Annotated in this window: 12 protein-coding genes; 5 read left to right on the top strand and 7 right to left on the bottom strand. The window is 67.4% G+C overall.

Going from position 1 to position 16,057, the window contains the following annotated elements:
- The first annotated feature begins 108 nt into the window (after positions 1-108).
- Together purN and AC1RHV_RS07240 are read left to right on the top strand one after the other, a co-directional pair.
- Positions 109-765: a phosphoribosylglycinamide formyltransferase gene (gene purN / locus AC1RHV_RS07245; protein WP_088159649.1), complete on the top strand. Its 657-nt coding sequence runs from the start codon at positions 109-111 to the stop codon at positions 763-765.
- A gap of 1,042 nt (positions 766-1,807) precedes the next feature.
- Positions 1,808-3,148: an RsmB/NOP family class I SAM-dependent RNA methyltransferase gene (locus AC1RHV_RS07240; RefSeq protein ID WP_492300803.1), complete on the top strand. Its 1,341-nt coding sequence runs from the start codon at positions 1,808-1,810 to the stop codon at positions 3,146-3,148.
- Positions 3,149-3,162: 14 nt separating this feature from the next.
- On the opposite strand, the gene AC1RHV_RS07235 is transcribed toward AC1RHV_RS07240, so the two are convergent.
- Positions 3,163-3,558: a hypothetical protein gene (locus AC1RHV_RS07235; protein WP_119449336.1), complete on the bottom strand. Its 396-nt coding sequence runs from the start codon at positions 3,556-3,558 to the stop codon at positions 3,163-3,165.
- A 355-nt stretch (positions 3,559-3,913) separates the two neighbouring features.
- On the opposite strand from AC1RHV_RS07235, the gene AC1RHV_RS07230 reads away from it, so the two are divergent.
- From AC1RHV_RS07230 to AC1RHV_RS07220, 3 genes are read left to right on the top strand one after another with little or no spacing between them, the layout of a single operon-like run.
- Positions 3,914-5,122 carry a DesA family fatty acid desaturase gene (locus AC1RHV_RS07230; protein ID WP_054456025.1) on the top strand — a complete coding sequence of 403 codons (1,209 nt, stop codon included), beginning with the start codon at positions 3,914-3,916 and terminating at the stop codon, positions 5,120-5,122.
- Positions 5,119-7,413: a UvrD-helicase domain-containing protein gene (locus tag AC1RHV_RS07225; protein ID WP_059373632.1), complete on the top strand. Its 2,295-nt coding sequence runs from the start codon at positions 5,119-5,121 to the stop codon at positions 7,411-7,413. The genes AC1RHV_RS07230 and AC1RHV_RS07225 overlap by 4 nt, the downstream gene beginning before the upstream one ends.
- A 5-nt stretch (positions 7,414-7,418) precedes the next feature.
- Positions 7,419-7,724: a chorismate mutase gene (locus AC1RHV_RS07220; RefSeq protein WP_054456030.1), complete on the top strand. Its 306-nt coding sequence runs from the start codon at positions 7,419-7,421 to the stop codon at positions 7,722-7,724.
- A 63-nt stretch (positions 7,725-7,787) separates the two neighbouring features.
- On the opposite strand, the gene AC1RHV_RS07215 is transcribed toward AC1RHV_RS07220, so the two are convergent.
- The 6 genes from AC1RHV_RS07215 to prmB all read right to left on the bottom strand — a co-directional run bounded on the left by AC1RHV_RS07215 (position 7,788) and on the right by prmB (position 16,056).
- Positions 7,788-8,969, bottom strand: coding sequence for a cytochrome-c peroxidase (locus AC1RHV_RS07215; RefSeq protein ID WP_125469996.1), 1,182 nt, complete (start codon positions 8,967-8,969; stop codon positions 7,788-7,790).
- Entirely contained in the window at positions 8,942-11,575 is a 2,634-nt protein-coding gene (locus AC1RHV_RS07210; protein ID WP_119449373.1) for a TonB-dependent receptor, read from the bottom strand. The genes AC1RHV_RS07215 and AC1RHV_RS07210 overlap by 28 nt, the downstream gene beginning before the upstream one ends.
- Positions 11,576-11,692: 117 nt before the next feature.
- Positions 11,693-12,613 (bottom strand): FecR family protein, encoded by a 921-nt coding sequence (locus AC1RHV_RS07205; protein ID WP_492300274.1) that lies wholly within the window; start codon positions 12,611-12,613, stop codon positions 11,693-11,695.
- A gap of 2 nt (positions 12,614-12,615) precedes the next feature.
- A complete protein-coding gene (locus AC1RHV_RS07200; RefSeq protein ID WP_054456036.1) occupies positions 12,616-13,104 on the bottom strand; it encodes an RNA polymerase sigma factor in 489 nt (162 codons plus the stop codon).
- Between the two features lie 124 nt (positions 13,105-13,228).
- A complete protein-coding gene (locus AC1RHV_RS07195) occupies positions 13,229-15,163 on the bottom strand; it encodes an ABC-F family ATP-binding cassette domain-containing protein (RefSeq protein ID WP_119449339.1) in 1,935 nt (644 codons plus the stop codon).
- A complete protein-coding gene (prmB, locus tag AC1RHV_RS07190; protein WP_492300272.1) occupies positions 15,160-16,056 on the bottom strand; it encodes a 50S ribosomal protein L3 N(5)-glutamine methyltransferase in 897 nt (298 codons plus the stop codon). Before prmB ends, AC1RHV_RS07195 begins: the two co-directional genes overlap by 4 nt.
- Position 16,057: the final 1 nt, after the last annotated feature.

Genomic DNA, 16,057 nt, shown 5'->3' with positions numbered 1-16,057 from the left:
CGGGTTTGTTCCTGTCCTTACCTGCCGCGCGTCCAGGCTGTCGCCGCGCGCGGGATTGCGTAGGGCGGACGGGCCCGATTTCCCTTGGAATTCCTTATCTTGCCGGAAATATCTACCACCAAGCGCCGCATCGTCATCCTGATTTCGGGACGCGGCAGCAATATGCAGGCCTTGGCCGAGGCCTGCCGCAATGAAGGCTGGCCGGCCGAAGTCGCCGCCGTCATCGCCAGCAAGCCCGATGCCGCCGGCCTGGAGTGGGCGGCCCAGCAGGGCATTCCCACCGGCGCGCTGTATCACAAGGACTACGCCAGCCGTGAAGCCTTCGACGCCGCGCTGGCCGCCGAGATCGACCGCTACGAACCCGATTACGTCATTCTGGCGGGCTTCATGCGCGTGTTGACGCCGGGCTTCGTCAATCACTATGCCGGCCGGCTGGTGAACATCCACCCGTCGCTGCTGCCGGCGTTTCCCGGGCTGCACACGCACGCCCAGGCCCTGGCCACCGGGGTGCGCGTGCACGGCTGCACCGTGCACTTCGTCACGCCGGTGCTGGACCACGGTCCCATCATCGCCCAGGGCTGCGTGCCGGTCCTGGCGGGCGATACGCCCGAATCCCTGGCCGAGCGCGTGCTGGCGGTTGAACACCGGGCTTTTCCGGCGGCGGTGCGCTGGCTTGCCGAAGGCCGGGTTACCCTGACCAGCGACCACCGCGTCAATGTGCAGGGCGATCCCGATCGCCTTTTCGCTTGGTCGCCGGCCGCCTGAGCGGCCCCGAATCGAATTTTTCGGGCGGAAGCCCTCCGCCCCACTGGAATACACCATGACCAAACCCCAATCTCCGCGTTCCCGTCCGGCTGGCACCGCCAGGGCCGCGTCCGAAGGCCGCGACGGTCGGTCCTTCTTCTCGCGCCCCAAGGGCGACGCGCGCGCGCCGATCGCACGCGACAGCGCCCGTGACGACCGTTCCGGCGGCAGCCGCGACGAGCGCTCGGGCGGCCGCCCGACGCCTCGCCCGTCCTACGACGCGCCGCGCGGCGAAGGCCGTGGCGGCGAACGCGGTTCCTACGGTTCGGACCGTCGCGAAGGCCGTCCGAGCCAGCGTCCGTCCTACGACGCCCCGCGCGGCGAAGGTCGTGGCGGCGAGCGAGCTTCCTATGGTTCGGAACGCCGCGAAGGCCGTCCGGGCCAGCGCCCGTCCTACGACGCCCCGCGCGGCGAAGGCCGTGGCGGCGAACGCGCTCCCTATGGTTCGGAACGCCGCGAAGGCCGTCCGGGCCAGCGCCCGTCCTACGACGCCCCGCGCGGCGAAGGTCGTGGCGGCGAACGCGCTTCTTATGGTTCGGAGCGCCGCGAAGGCCGTCCGGGCCAGCGTCCGTCCTACGACGCCCCGCGCGGCGAAGGTCGTGGCGGCGAGCGCGCTTCCTATGGTTCGGAACGCCGCGAAGGCCGTCCGGGCCAGCGTCCGTCCTACGACGCTCCGCGCGGCGAAGGCCGTGGCGGCGAGCGCGCTTCCTATGGTTCGGAGCGCCGCGAAGGGCGTCCGGACTCGCGTCCGTCCTTTGACGCCCCGCGTGGCGAAGGCCGTGGCGGCGAACGCGCCTCCTATGGCCCGGATCGTCGCGAAGGCCGCGCGGACTCGCGTCCGTCCTATGGCTCGCCGCGAGGCGATGATCGCGGCGGCGAGCGCGGCGGCGAGCGCGGCGGCGAACGCGGCCAGTATGGCGGCCCGCGCGGCGGCGACGGCGGCCAGGACCGCCCGCCCAAACCCCAATTCAATCGCCCGCGCCAATCGCACGCGGCGATCCGCATCGACCAGGTCCAGCGCGTCCTGGGCGAAATCCTGCAATGGACCTATCCGGCCGACGCGGCCCTGTCGCACTGGCTGCGCAATCATCCGAATCTGGGCGCGCGCGATCGCTCCGAGGTCGCTGAAGCCGTCTACGACGTGCTGCGCCATCTGCGCCGCTACCGCCAGTTCGGCGAAAGCGGCGTCGGTCCTGCTTCGCGCCGCCTGGCAATCCTGGGCCTGGCCGCGACGCTGGGCGCCGAGGCGCTGGCCGAAGGCATGGACGCCGGCGAAGCCGAATGGCTGCAGCGCGTGTCGCAGATCGACCTGGCGACACTGCCGCGCGCCGTGCGCGGCAGCATCCCGGACTGGCTGGACGAACGCCTGGGCGCCATGGACAGCCCGGAAACGCTGATCGAGGCGCTGAACCGCCAGGCCAGCCTGGACCTGCGCGTCAACCCGCTGAAGGTCGAGCGCGACGCCATGCTGGCCGAATTGCAGCAGGGCGCCGGCCGCTACGAACCTGTCGCCATGCCTTATTCGCCCTGGGGCATCCGCATGGAAGGCCGTCCGGCCATCAACCGTTGGCCGCAGTTCGAGAACGGCAGCATCGAAGTCCAGGACGAGGGCAGCCAGTTGCTGGCGCTGCTGGTGGCGCCGCGCCGCGGCGAAATGATCATCGACTTCTGCGCCGGCGCGGGCGGCAAGACACTGCTGCTGGGCGCGCTGATGCGCTCCACCGGCCGCCTGTACGCGTTCGACGTGTCCGCGGCCCGTCTGCAGCGCGCCAAGCCGCGCTTTGCGCGCAGCGGCCTGTCCAACGTGGTGCCGGTGGTCATCGACAGCGAAAACGACGCCCGCGTCAAGCGCCTGGCCGGCAAGGCCCAGCGCGTGCTGGTCGATGCCCCGTGCAGCGGCATTGGCACCCTGCGCCGCAATCCGGATCTGAAATGGCGCCAGCACCCCGAGGCGCTGGCCGAACTGGGCCAGCTGCAGGAACGCATCCTCAACAGCGCGGCGCGCTGCGTCGCCCTGGGCGGCCGCCTGGTGTACGCCACCTGCAGCCTGCTGGCCGAGGAAAACGAGGTCCAGGCCGAGCGTTTCCTCGCCAGCCATCCGGATTTCGAGCGCCTGGACGCCGCCGAGATCCTGGCCGCGCGCTGTGAAAACCTGAAGCTGGACGGCCCCTACGTGCAGCTGCGCCCCGACGTGCACGGCACCGACGGCTTTTTCGCCGCGGTATTCGAGCGCAAGAAGAAGGGCGCGGCGACCGTGGCCGAAGAAGCTTCGGAAGCGGACGAGGTTTCGACTGAAGAAACGTCCGACGGGGACGCGGCCGGTCCGCAGGACCAGCCGGCCTGATCGGGAGCGCCAGGTCAGGGACCCGGCGTCACCACCACCGTGGCGCTGTAGCGGCGCGTGCCCAGGGTCTTGTTCTGGTACTTCACTTCCCAGGCCAGGCTGTCATTGCCTGGCTGGTCCGCCTGGTAGACCACCTGGGACACCGGCACGGTCTGGTAGGCGCAACGCCCGGAATCGCTGGACTGGCCCCGCGTCTGCATGATGTTGGCCTTGCCCAGGCGCGGCGTCATGGTGAGCGATACGCGCGGCGCGCGCAGCGCCAGGCAGTCCGATCCGCGGATCTCGTAGTACGAGGCCAGCACGGCGACGTCGCCCGATTTCAGCGTTTGCGCGGAAACGGTGGCGGGCAGGACGGTGCCCAGCGCGGCCAGGGCGTAAAAAAATTGGGGACGGATTTTTTTCAGCAACATCAGTGGGACAAAAGAGACAGTTTGGTCGGTAAAGCACCCGCAGTGTGCGCCAGCCGCAAGTCCGCTTCAAGACCGGACGCCAAGCTGACAGGAACTTTAACGGCGAAATCGAGCCCAAACCTTGCGCCTTCGCGTATGCCCCCCACCTACCCTGGGGAGGACGGCCCTAGCGCCGCGTGCCGCAAGGCTCGGCCTCGCAACCCGCATTTTTGGTGGCGAGAGTGGGTTTTTGCCCTGAAAAACCGGGGCTTAGTCCTTGATTTCGCTCAAAAACTATTTTGAAACTACCTTGTCATAAGTCAGCCAAGGTAAGCTAAACTCCAGGCACTTCTCTAGCGAGGCTCCTAACAGCTTTATGGATTACATCCTTTCCTTCATTGCCGGCGGTCTGACCCAAGCCACTTGGTGGCAGGTTGTCGTGTTCACTCTGGTTGTGACGCACATCACGATTGTGTCGGTCACGGTCTTTCTCCATCGCAGCCAAGCGCACCGTGGTCTGGATCTGCATCCGGCCGTCATGCACTTCTTCCGTTTCTGGCTCTGGATGACGACCGGCATGGTCACCAAGGAATGGGTGGCCATTCACCGCAAGCACCACGCCAAGTGCGAAAAGGAAGGCGATCCCCATTCGCCCATCCTGTTCGGCATCTGGAAGGTGCTGTTCCGCGGCGCGGAACTGTACCGCGAAGAATCGAACAACAAGGAAACCATGGCCAAGTTCGGCCACGGCACGCCTGACGACTGGCTCGAGCGCAACGTCTACAGCAAGCACAGCCTGTGGGGCGTGCTGACCATGCTCGCCATCGACATCGCCCTGTTCGGCGCCATCGGCGTCACGGTATGGGCCGTGCAGATGGCCTGGATCCCCTTCTGGGCCGCCGGCGTCGTCAACGGCATCGGCCACTACTGGGGCTACCGCAACTACAACAGCCCGGACACCAGCACCAACGTGTTCCCCTGGGGCATCGTGATCGGCGGCGAAGAGCTGCACAACAACCACCACGCCCATGGCACGTCGGCCAAGTTCTCGGCCAAGTGGTACGAATTCGACATCGGCTGGTGCTACATCAACATCCTGAAGTTCTTCGGCCTGGCCAAGATCAAGAAGGTTGCGCCCAAGCTCAAGCTGGACGACAGCAAGACCGGCATCGACCTGCGCACCCTGCAGGGCGTGATCACGCACCGCTACGAAGTCATGGCCCGCTATGCGGACGTGATCAAGAGCGCCGCCCGTGAAGAGCTGGCCAAGCTGAAGGATTCGCGCAACAAGGACAGCGCCGAGTGCGACTGGACCAAGCTGCACAGCGTGCGCCGCGCCATCCACCGCAACGAGGACATCCTCCAACCCGAACAGGTTGCCGCCGTGGATCAAGCCATCGCCCGCAACAAGTCGCTCGCCACGCTGGTACAGATGCGCCGTGAACTCGGCCGCATCTGGGAAAGCTCCAGCGCCAGCAGCGAACAGCTTCTTCATGACCTGCAGGCCTGGTGCCAGCGCGCCCAGCAAAGCGGCATCGCCGGGCTCGAGCAATTCGCTCAACGTCTGCGCCGCTACGCGGCATGATGCTAGAGAAGCTCAATCCTGAACAACGCGCCGCAGTAACGTTAGAACCGCAGCACGCCCTGGTCCTGGCCGGGGCGGGCAGCGGCAAGACCCGGGTGCTCACCACCCGCATGGCCTGGCTGATTCAAACCGGCCAGGCCTCGCCTTTTGGGCTGCTGGCGGTCACGTTCACCAACAAGGCGGCGCGCGAAATGCTCGCGCGCATGTCGGCCATCCTGCCGATCGATACGCGCGGCCTGTGGATCGGCACCTTCCATGGCCTGTGCAACCGCATGCTGCGCGCGCATCACCGCGATGCCGGCCTGCCGCAAAGCTTCCAGATCCTGGACGTCACCGACCAGCTCGCGGCGATTAAGCGCCTGATGAAGGCCAATGGCGTCGACGACGAAAAGTATCCTCCGCGCGATGTGCAGCGCTTCATCAACGGCGCCAAGGAAGAAGGCCTGCGTCCCGCCGACGTGGAAGCCTACGACGCCCATCGCCGTCGCCTGATCGAGATCTACCAGCTCTACGAGGCCCAGTGCCTGCGCGAAGGCGTGGTGGACTTTGCCGAGCTGCTGCTGCGCGCCTACGAACTGCTGTCGCGCAATGCGCCGGTGCGCGAGCACTACCAGCGCCGTTTCCGCCACATCCTGGTCGACGAGTTCCAGGACACCAACACGCTGCAGTACAAGTGGCTGCGCCTGTTGGCCGGCGGCGGCGCCGCAATCTTCGCGGTGGGCGACGACGACCAGTCGATCTATGCCTTCCGCGGCGCCAACGTCGGCAACATGGCTGACTTTGAACGCGACTACGCGCGCGGCACCGTGATCCGCCTGGAGCAGAACTACCGCTCTTTTGGCCACATCCTGGATTCCGCCAACGCGCTGATCGGCCATAACACCGGCCGCCTGGGCAAGAACCTCTGGACCGAGCAGGGCGACGGCGAGCCGGTGCGCGTCATCGAGCAGCCGTCCGACGGCATGGAAGCGCAGTGGATCGTGGACGAGATCCGCTCCCTGATCCGCGAAGGCAGCCTGCGCCGCGAGATCGCCGTGCTCTACCGCAGCAACGCGCAGTCGCGCGTGCTGGAACACGCCATCTTTTCCGCCGGCATTCCCTATAAGGTGTACGGCGGCCTGCGCTTTTTCGAGCGCCAGGAAATCAAGCACGCGCTGGCCTACCTGCGCCTGATGGCCAATCCGCACGACGACACCTCGTGGATGCGGGTCGTCAATTTCCCCACGCGCGGCATCGGCGCGCGCACGCTGGAGCAATTGGGCGACGCCGCGCGCGCGCACGACACCAGCCTGTACGCGGCCGTGGCCCTGGTGCCCGGCAAGGGCGGCTCCAACCTGGCGCAATTCGCGCAGCTGATCCATCGCCTGATCGAAGAGACCCGCGACCTGCCGCTGCCGGAAATGGTCGAGCACATGCTCGAGGCCAGCGGCCTGAACGCGCATTACAAGGCCGAACGCGAAGGCGCGGAGCGCCTGGAAAACCTGAGCGAACTGGTTACCGCCGCGGCGGTGTTCGCGTCCGAGGAAAACTACGACGGCATGCCTGCCGGCGTGGTGCCCGAACAGGACACGGCCTCCACGCTGAACGCGGGCGTGGTCGACGCGCCGGTCGTGGCATCCGACGGTTTGACTCCGCTGGCGGCGTTCCTGTCGCATGCGGCGCTGGAAGCGGGCGACAACCAGGCCCAGCAGGGCCAGGACGCCGTCCAGCTCATGACCGTGCACGCGGCCAAGGGCCTGGAGTTCGACGCGGTGTTCATCACCGGCCTGGAAGAGGGGCTGTTCCCGCACGAGAACAGCGTCCTGGAAGCTTCCGGACTGGAAGAAGAACGCCGCCTCATGTACGTGGCCATCACGCGTGCGCGCCAGCGCCTGTACATCAGCCTGGCGCAAAGCCGGATGCTGCACGGCCAGACGCGCTACGCGATGCGTTCGCGCTTCCTGGAAGAAATCCCCGAACAGCACCTGAAGTGGCTGTCGCCCAAGGCCGGTCTGGCCCAGGTTGGCGGCACGGGCGCCGGCTGGGGCGGCGGCAATCGCGGCGACGCTTTCGGCCGCAAGCCCACCAATACCATTGCGCCGCGTCAAGCCCGCAGCGTTACCACCGGCGTCACGGTGGGCGACAAGCAGTATCGTGTAGGTCAGGGCGTGCACCACGCGCGGTTCGGCGAAGGCACGATCATCGGCTTGAGCGGAGCAGGGCAGGACGCCCAGGCTGAAATCCAGTTCCGCGACGTGGGCGCCAAGACCTTGGCGCTGGGCATCGCCAAACTTGACATTGTTCAGGGTTGATACTCATGGCCGACAACGATACTTCCAAAGCCGAGCTGGCGTCGCTGCGCGCCGAGGTCGATGAAATCGACCAGCAGATCATGCTGCTGCTGGGCGTGCGGTTCCGCTGCACGGACATGATCGGCGAGCTCAAGCGCGATCTGGGCATGGACCTGGTGGATCCCAAGCGCGAGGAGCAGCAGGTCGCGCGCATCCGCCGCCTGGCGCAAGAGGCGGGCGTGCCGCCCGCGCTTGCCGAAACCATCCTGCGCGAAGTGATCGACACCGTGGTCGACCACCACACCCGCCTGCGCGAGCGCCCGTACTCGTAATGCCAGGCCGGCGGCGCATGGGAGCCTGCATCTGCAAGCTGCCGGGCGCCGCCTCTCCCTTTCCTACAAGACCTGCATGAACGCCAGCAAGGCGTCGATCTCGTCCGCGCTCAACGCGAGCGGCCGGATGTGTTCGGACTTGCGCGGCGCATACGGGTCGGGCGGATCGCTGGGCACGGGATCGCGGCCCATGCCGGCGTTGTACATCCGCAGCAGGCCCTTCAGGTCGGGAAACAGTCCGTTGTGCATCCACGGTCCGGCGCGCGACACATTGCGCAGGCTGGGCGTGCGGAACTTGCCAAGATCGGCGGGATTGCGCGTCGCTTCGTAGCGCCCCAGATCCTGGTTGCGGCGGCCATAGAAGGACAGGCCGATGTTGTGGAACTGGTGATCCGTCAGCATCGCGCCGCTGTGGCAGTTCATGCAGCGCGCCTGGGTGCGGAACAGGTGCATGCCGATTAACTCGCTGTCGTCCAGCGCATTCGATTGTCCATCGAGGAACTTGTCGAAGCGCGTGGTTTCGGGCCGCAGCGTAGCGACATAGGCGGCCAGCGCGCGCGCCAGGCGGTCGGCGTCCACAGGCGGCTGCGCTGCCGGGGCGGCGCCGAATGCTTGCAGGAACTGCGCAGGGTAGGGATCGGCCGCCAACAGGCGCGCCACGGCGCCGTCGGCGTCATGGTTCATTTCGCGGGGATCGTGGATGGGGCCCAGCACCTGTTCCTTCAGGCTGGCGGCGCGTCCGTCCCAGAACAACCGGGGCGCGAACGGCGCCGCATACAGCGGCGTGGAGCGCCGCCTGCCCATCAGCTTGTCTTCGCCCACGGCCAGCGCGAGGCCGTCGGTGAAGGCGCGCTGCGGCAGATGACAGGAGACGCAGGACACCTGCCCCTTGCGCGACAGCCGGGTATCGAAGAACAGCATCTGCCCCAGCGTCACCACCGCCGGGCGCGCGACGTCCGCAGCCAGTTCCGCTTGGCCGGCGTTGGCCGCGGTCCAGGATAGGGGCGGATTGGAGGCCGGCGGCACCGGCCCCCATTCGCGCCAGGCCACGCCAGGATCGATCGTGGGCGCTGGCCACGCCGAGGGCGGCCCAGCGTACAGCGGCCGCAGGCACGCGGCATTCCAGCCCGTGGGCGTGCGGCAGGCGGCCTGATCGTCCTGGGCGTCTGCGTCGGCGTGGGATAGGGACGCCGCCAGCGCCAGCGCCGCGCCCAGGATCAGAAGCGGTAACCGACTTGCAGCCATAGCTCCCGTCCCGTCTGATAGGTACTGCGGTTGGTCTTGACGTTGGGATTGCTGGCCGTCACGGCGGGCCTGCGGTCCAGCACGTTCAGGACTTCGACCGTGAATTCCAGACTGCGCGCAAACGTGGGATTCCAGGAAAGCTTGGTGTCCCAGGTCCAGTAGGACGGGATCTCGCCGGATTCGAATCGATCCAGGTAGTCGGGCCGCGGACCGCGCCCGACGTAGACGGTGGCGTCGCGCTTGCTGCGCCAGTTCACCATGTTGCTCCAGGTCAGGCCGGCGCGCGGCCACGCGCCGGTCAGGCTGAGGGTGGCGATCTGTGGCTGGTAGAAGGAGCTTGGAGGCAGGTCGATGGCGCGCAGGCGCGAGCCGTTGTAGATCACGTATTCGCCGGGGTCGCGCGCGTCGCCGTTGTAGCCTTCGACCAGGTCCGCGTTGGTCTTGCGCTTCTGCCAGCTCCAGCTTGCCTGCATGTTCCAGCGCGTCTCGCCCAGGCGCCAGGGCTCCAGCGTGCGCAGCGACAGGCTGACCCCGTCGGTGGTGGACAGGCCGTCGTTGGTGTAGCGGTAGCCGTCCTTGTCGTTGCCGGTCGTGGCCCACTGGTCGCGGCCGTTGCGGCGCACGTAGCTCAGCACGCCTTCCATGCCCGCCATGCGCTGGCGCAGCGAGACCGCCCATTCATCGTCATAGGGCATGCGCAGGCCCTTGTACTCCACGTAGTACTCCTTGCTGCCGTCCGCCACGGGCTTGCCGTTCTTGTCCAGCACCTGGCGCCGCAGGCGGCTGCGTTCTTCCTTGAGCGCCGTCTCCAGCACGCCGGCCCCGTAGTACCGCGACCAGCCGGCGCTGAGCAGGGTATCGCCCGAACCGAACATGTCCCAATCCAACCGCGTACGCGGCGACAGGTTGTTGTTGCCGAGGAACGTCTCGCGGTCGTAGCGCAGGCCGGCGTCCAGCGCCAGCCGTTGCCATTCGATGCGGTCCGACAGATAAAGGCTGGCCATGTTGTAGTTCACGTCCACGGTGCCGGGCAGGTAGCGGACCTTGCTGAAATCCCGATAGCTGCCGTCGCGGTTGTAAGCGCGCTGGTAGGAGTGGCTTTCCTGGAAACGCTCGAAGTTCGCCTGCACCTGGTTCAGTTCCGCGCCTGCATAGGGGATGTGCGTGAACACGCCCGTGCGCACCGGATCCAGGTCGACCCGGCCCTTCAGCGTCCAGGTGTCCTGCCGCGTCTGCTCCTTGCCGAAGCCGCCCGCCGTGTACCGCGGCAGCAGGTAGGGGCTGAATGTCACCAGCTCGTCGCCGACGGATTCGCGGTTGCTGAGCGACCGGTCCCAGCCCGCCTGCAGCGCAAGCCGGCCGCCCTGGAAGTAGTGGTCTACGTTGACGCCTATGCCGCGCGCCTCATGGTTGTTGTCCCAGCGCGTGTGCCGGAACAGGTCGCTGGCCAGGGTTTCGCTGCGGTCGCTGTATTTCAGCGTCAGGTCGGCCGTGGTATCGGCGCTGGCGCGCACGCTGAACTTGCCCAGGAAGTTGTCGATCCGGTCGCTATAGGCGGCCTGGCCCGGCGCCGGCTGTCCCTTGTCGTCCACGCCCATGTTCCAGCGCGTGATGTCCGATTCGCGGCGCGACATGGCCAGCACGGCGCCTGATTTTTCATTGAAGGCGAGGTCGCCCACGGCGGAGTAGAAGCGCTTTTTCCATTCCGGCGAATAGCCCGGCTTGCCCTGCGCCCAACTGTTTTGTTCGCCCTCGGCGACCTCCTGCCGCGTCATTTTGGAAGTGTTCCAGCGGTAGTCCAGATTCAAGCGGTTTTCGCCGGAAAAGCGGCGCAGCCTGGCGTCGACGACGCCGCCCGTGAAGCGGCCGTACTCCACCGGCACGAAGCTGTCGTGCACGCGCACTTCCTCCAGCAGGCTCGTGTCCACGAAGTACGACTGCGGGTTGCTGGGCACGTTGCCGACCTGCAGGTTCAGGTTCTTGCTGGCCGGGTCCACGCGGTTGGTCGCGTCCATGCCGTCGAGCTGGAACAAGTTCTGGTAGGGGCTGGAGCCGTGGAAGGAAATGTCCTCCACATTGAGCGAGCCGCGGTTCTGCGAGCCGGCGGCGCCCGGATTGGTGCGCACCGCCGGATGCGTCGCCACCAGTGTGCTGAGGTCGCGGTTGGAGCTGGGCGTTTCGGCGATGTCCTCGCGGGTATAGATGCGCTCGCCCACCTGCTCGCCGTAGACCCGCACGGCATCCAGGCGCAGGGCGGAAAACTGGTTGGTCTTGTCCACGTAGACGATGTAGCGGCCAGGTCCGTCCGCGCGCAGCGCCAGTCCGGACCCCGCCAGCAGGTGGTTCAGCGCGAGCAGCGGCGAATACTCTCCTTGCAGCGGGGGCGAAGTCTTGCCCGCCACCGCCGCCGGCGGAAACGAGATCTCCAGGCCCGCCTGTCGGCCCAGCGCGAGCAGTGCGTCGCCCAGGGGTTGGGCCGGCAGGTCATAGGCGACGGGCGCGGTCGACTGAGCGGGGGCCGGCGAAGCCGTTATCAACGCGGCGATGAGCAGCGCCGCCGAAGCGCCAGACCGGCGGGCGCGCCGGTTGAAGTGGGGAAACAGCATGAATGCGTCCAAGCGGGTGTTGATGTCAGCCGTAGGACGTGTGCAGGCACGGATTACCTCAGCGGATTGCCGATGAATAATTTATATCGATTCTCATTTACTGATTGGCAATCGGCTTCAACGCAGGATCAGCAGGCCTGGCAGCTCGGTAATGCCGACTTTGGTCTGCGCCAGCAGCAATTCCAGCGCTCGCTTGGGATCGTCGATACTGGCGATGCCCGAGACGCGCAAACGCCTGGCGGTTTCGCCCAGCACCAGGATGTGCTTGCCGCCATAGCGGGATAGCCGCGCAGCGGCCTCGGGCAATGCGACATCGTTGAAGGCCAGCAGGCCCTGGCTCCAGTCCGGCGCCGGTTCCTGCGACGCGGCGAAGCGCGTGATGCCCGTCGCCGACACGGCAGCCTCCTGGCCCGCGTCCAGCGCCAAGGCGGCGTCATCCTGGCAGACCAGGCAATGGACTGCCACGCGATGTTCGTACACCGCCACGCGCGTGCCGCCGGCCTCGCGCGCCACGACATAGCGGGTGCCTAGTGCGGCTGCGGACGCGTCCGGCGTCACCACCGTGAAATCCGGACCACCAGGCGCGCGTGGTGCGGCCGTGAACAACGCTCGCCCGGCCAGGAGCCGTACTTCGCGCTTGCCCGGCGCGAAATCGATGGCGATGGCCGAGTCCGCATCCAGGGTGGCGCTGGAGCCGTCGGGCAGGGCCACGCGGCGCACTTCGGCGCCGGTCGTGTAGTCGGCGTCAGGATGGACCGTACGCAGCAATTGCCAGGCTGGCCAGGCGGCCAGCAATACAAGCGCGGCCGCCGCGCCGCGCTTATGCGCGCGCCGTGGCGCCAGCAGCTTGCCGCGTTCGATCTCGCCCATTCGCCGCCACAGGCGCGCCAGCCGTTCATAGGCGGCGGCGTGGCTGGCGTCAGCGCGGTACCAGGCTTCGAACTCCGCCTGGGCTTGCGCATCCATGCCCTGACCGCTGTGGCGCACGACCCAGCGCGACGCTTCTTCCTGGGCGCTGCCGGTCTTGGGGGCGGCCATGCTCAGGATGCCAGCGCCTGGTCGCAGGCCAGCAGGATGCGCATCATGTGTTTCTCCACCGCGCTGACCGAAATCGCGAAACGCTCGGCGATGGCGCGGTAGCTCAGGCCCTCGTGCCGGTGCAGCACGAACACGTCCAGGCTGCGGCGCGGCTGGGCCAGCAGCGCGGTTTCCAGCCTGCGCAGCATTTGCCGCGCGGCAGCCACGTCCAGGGTGTCGGGTTCATGCAGGGTAGGGCGCGAAGCGGCGTAGTCGGCGGTGGCGGCCTGTTCGCGGCTGCGGCGCCGGTGCCAGTCGGTAGCGATGTTGGCGGCCACGCGGAAGACGTAGGCGCGGTCGTTGTCGGGACGCGTCCTGTCCTTGAATTCCGCCAGCTTGATCCAGGTGTCCTGGGCGCAGTCTTGCGCGACGTCGCGCGAGCCGGTGCGCAAAGAGAGAAAACCCAGCACCTCTCGGTAATGGCGGAGAAATACATCCGTGAGCGTAGACATGTCGCCGGCGCCGGGCGCCAGATAGAGTCAAATTCGCGCCAGAGTATAAATGATAACGATTTCTATTTCTAGATAAGGAGAGAGCGCAGGAAGCGGCGGCGGGCAGGGCGCCCGCCGCAGGCCGTCAGGCCTCGGACTGTTCGATCTCTTCCAGCGAGCCCTGGATTTCGAGCCACTGTTCTTCCAGCTCGTCCATGCGCTTGCCGTGTTCGCCATGCTCGGCCATGACCTTTTGGCGTTCGGCGCGGCGCGCATCCGAGTACAGGTCCGGATCGGCGATGACGGCGTCCAGCGCATGCAGCTTGGCGCGCAGCTTCTCCATCTCGGCCTCGACCTTGGCGAGCCTGGATTCGAGCGGCTTGCGCAGCGCGGACAGGCGCTGGCGCTGTTCGGCTTCGGCGCGGCGCTGGGCCTTGCGGTCCACCACCGGTTCGTTGCCTTCGGCGTTCTCGCGCGCGGCTTCCGCGCGTTCGCCGGCGTTGCGGGCGGCGAGCCAGTCGCGGTAGTCCTCCAGGTCGCCGTCGAACTCGCGTACCGCGCCGTCGGCCACGATCCAGAAGCTGTCCACGGTGGTGCGCAGCAGGTGGCGGTCGTGGGATACCAGCAGCATGCTGCCGCCGAAGTCCGCCAGCGCGGCGGCCAGGGCCTCGCGCGTTTCCACGTCCAGGTGGTTGCTGGGTTCGTCCAGCAGCAGCAGGTTGGGCTTTTGCCAGACGATCAGGGACAGCGCCAGGCGCGCCTTTTCGCCGCCGGACATGGGGCCGACCTTGCTGGTCACCGTGTCGCCGGAAAAGCCGAAGCCGCCCAGATAGTTGCGCAGTTCCTGTTCACGGGTCTCGGGGGCCAGGCGCGCCAGATGGGCGATGGGCGTGCTGTCCACGTCCAGCATGTCCAGCTGGTGCTGGTGGAAATAGCCGATGGCCAAGCCGCGCGAGGCGCGGCGCGTACCCGCCTGCACCGGCAGTTCTTCGGCCAGGGTCTTGATCAGCGTGCTCTTGCCGGCGCCGTTGGCGCCCAGCACGCCGACGCGGCTGCCCGCGCGCACCATCAGCGTCACGTCGCGCAGGATGGGCACGGCGTTGCCGTCGGCGTCCGTGTAGCCGGCCGACAGGTGCTCCAGGGTCAGCAGGGGATCTGGCACCTGGTCGGGCGAGGGGATGCGGATGTCGATGCCGGCCTCGGCGTGCAAGGGCGCCAGCACCTGCATGCGCGCCAGCGCCTTGACGCGGCTCTGCGCCTGCTTGGCCTTGGAGGCTTTGGCCTTGAAGCGGTCGATGAAGCCTTGCAGCCGGGCCGCTTCGCGGGTCTGGCGTTCGTAGGCGATATTGGTCTGGCGCAGGCGCTCGGCGCGCTGTGTCAGGAAGTCGCCATAGCCGCCGCGGTAGCGCACCAGCTTGGCGTGGTCGAAATGCAGGATGGATTTGGCGACCGCATCCAGGAACTCGGTGTCGTGGGAAATCAGCATGACGGTGCCGGGGTAGGCGGCCAGCCATTTCTCCAGCCACAGCATGGCGTCGAGATCCAGGTGGTTGGTGGGCTCGTCCAGCAGCAGCAATTCGGACGGCGCCATCAGCGCGCGGGCCAGGGCCAGGCGCATGCGCCAGCCGCCGGAAAAGCTCGCCACCGGCTGCATCCATTCGGCGGGCTTGAAGCCCAGGCCGGCCAGCAGTTGCTCGGCGCGCGAGGCCGCGCTCCAGGCGCCGGCTTCCACCAGCGCCGCTTCCACTTCGGCGATCTGCGTGCCTTGTTCGTCCGTCAGTTCGGCGCGGCGCGCCTGCAGTTCGCGCAGATGCGTGTCGCCGTCGATGACGAACTCTCGCGCCGGACGCTCGTCAGCTTCGATTTCCTGCTTGACGCTGGCGATGCGCCAGCCGGCGGGCATGGCGAGGTTGCCCGCGTCCAGGTCCAGCGTGCCGGTCAAGAGCGCGAACAGCGAGGACTTGCCCGCGCCGTTCTTGCCGACGATGCCCACGCGCTCGCCCGGATGCACGACGAATTCAGCGCCGTCCAGCAGCACCTTGGTGCCGCGGCGCAGGGTCAATCCAGTAGCGCGTATCACAGGCTGAGTTGCTCGCGGGTAAGCAGCAGAAGCTGGTCGGAGGCTTCTTCGGTGTCCAGCCACACGGGCGAGAGCTGCGGGAAGGCGGCCTCGAAGAAGTCGCGTTCGTGGCCGATCTCCAGCACCAGCACGCCTTCCGGCCTGAGAAAGCGCGGCGCGGCTTCCAGGATGCGGCGCACCAGGTCCATGCCGTCGTCGCCGCCAGCCAGGGCCAACTGCGGTTCATGGCGGTACTCCTGGGGCAGGACGTCCATGGAGCCGCTGTTCACGTAGGGCGGATTGCAGATGATGACGTCGTACAGGCGTGGCGGCAGGCTGTCGAACAGATTGCTTTCGTGCAGGTCCAGCCGGTCCGCCAGGCCGTAGTCGTCGACGTTGCGGCGCGCCACTTCCAGCGCGTCCGGCGACACGTCGACCGCGTCCACATGGGCATAGGGGAAGGCCAGCGCCGACAGGATAGCCAGGCAGCCGGACCCAGTGCACATGTCCAGCACGTTCTCAACCGCCAGCGCATCCTGCACCCAGGGCGCAAGGCCCTGGTCCAGCAATTCAGCGATGGGCGAGCGCGGCACGATGACGCGCTGGTCCACGTAGAAGCGGTGGCCGCGCAGCCAGGCCTCGTTGGTGAGGTAGGCGGCGGGCAGGCGCTCGGTCACGCGGCGGTCGATCAATTCGAGCACGCGGTTGCGCTCTTCGCTGAGCACGCGGGCGTCCAGAAAGGGCTCCAGCGTGTCCAGAGGCAGATGCAAGGCGTGCAGCGTCAGGTAGACCGCCTCGTCCCAGGCGTTGTCGCTGCCGTGTCCCAGCGCCACCTGGGCGGCGTTCAGGCGCGATACGCCGTAGCGGATCAGGTCGCGCAGGGTCAGCAGTTCTTGGCGGGCGGATTGATACATG

It is taken from the genome of Achromobacter sp. GW823-FHT04E03 (assembly GCF_058796095.1).
The sequence above is the reverse complement of the archived record's forward strand: the minus strand, read 5'-3'. Positions and strand labels throughout refer to the sequence as shown.

What these genes read in the sequence shown, in the direction of transcription:
- AC1RHV_RS07215 (WP_125469996.1), bottom strand. Translation starts at nt 8,969, where the DNA reads ATGGCTGCAAGTCGGTTACCGCTTCTGATCCTGGGCGCGGCGCTGGCG.
- AC1RHV_RS07225 (WP_059373632.1), top strand. Translation starts at nt 5,119, where the DNA reads ATGATGCTAGAGAAGCTCAATCCTGAACAACGCGCCGCAGTAACGTTA.
- AC1RHV_RS07205 (WP_492300274.1), bottom strand. Translation starts at nt 12,613, where the DNA reads ATGGCCGCCCCCAAGACCGGCAGCGCCCAGGAAGAAGCGTCGCGCTGG.
- prmB (WP_492300272.1), bottom strand. Translation starts at nt 16,056, where the DNA reads ATGTATCAATCCGCCCGCCAAGAACTGCTGACCCTGCGCGACCTGATC.
- AC1RHV_RS07220 (WP_054456030.1), top strand. Translation starts at nt 7,419, where the DNA reads ATGGCCGACAACGATACTTCCAAAGCCGAGCTGGCGTCGCTGCGCGCC.
- AC1RHV_RS07235 (WP_119449336.1), bottom strand. Translation starts at nt 3,558, where the DNA reads ATGTTGCTGAAAAAAATCCGTCCCCAATTTTTTTACGCCCTGGCCGCG.
- AC1RHV_RS07230 (WP_054456025.1), top strand. Translation starts at nt 3,914, where the DNA reads ATGGATTACATCCTTTCCTTCATTGCCGGCGGTCTGACCCAAGCCACT.
- AC1RHV_RS07200 (WP_054456036.1), bottom strand. Translation starts at nt 13,104, where the DNA reads ATGTCTACGCTCACGGATGTATTTCTCCGCCATTACCGAGAGGTGCTG.
- AC1RHV_RS07210 (WP_119449373.1), bottom strand. Translation starts at nt 11,575, where the DNA reads ATGCTGTTTCCCCACTTCAACCGGCGCGCCCGCCGGTCTGGCGCTTCG.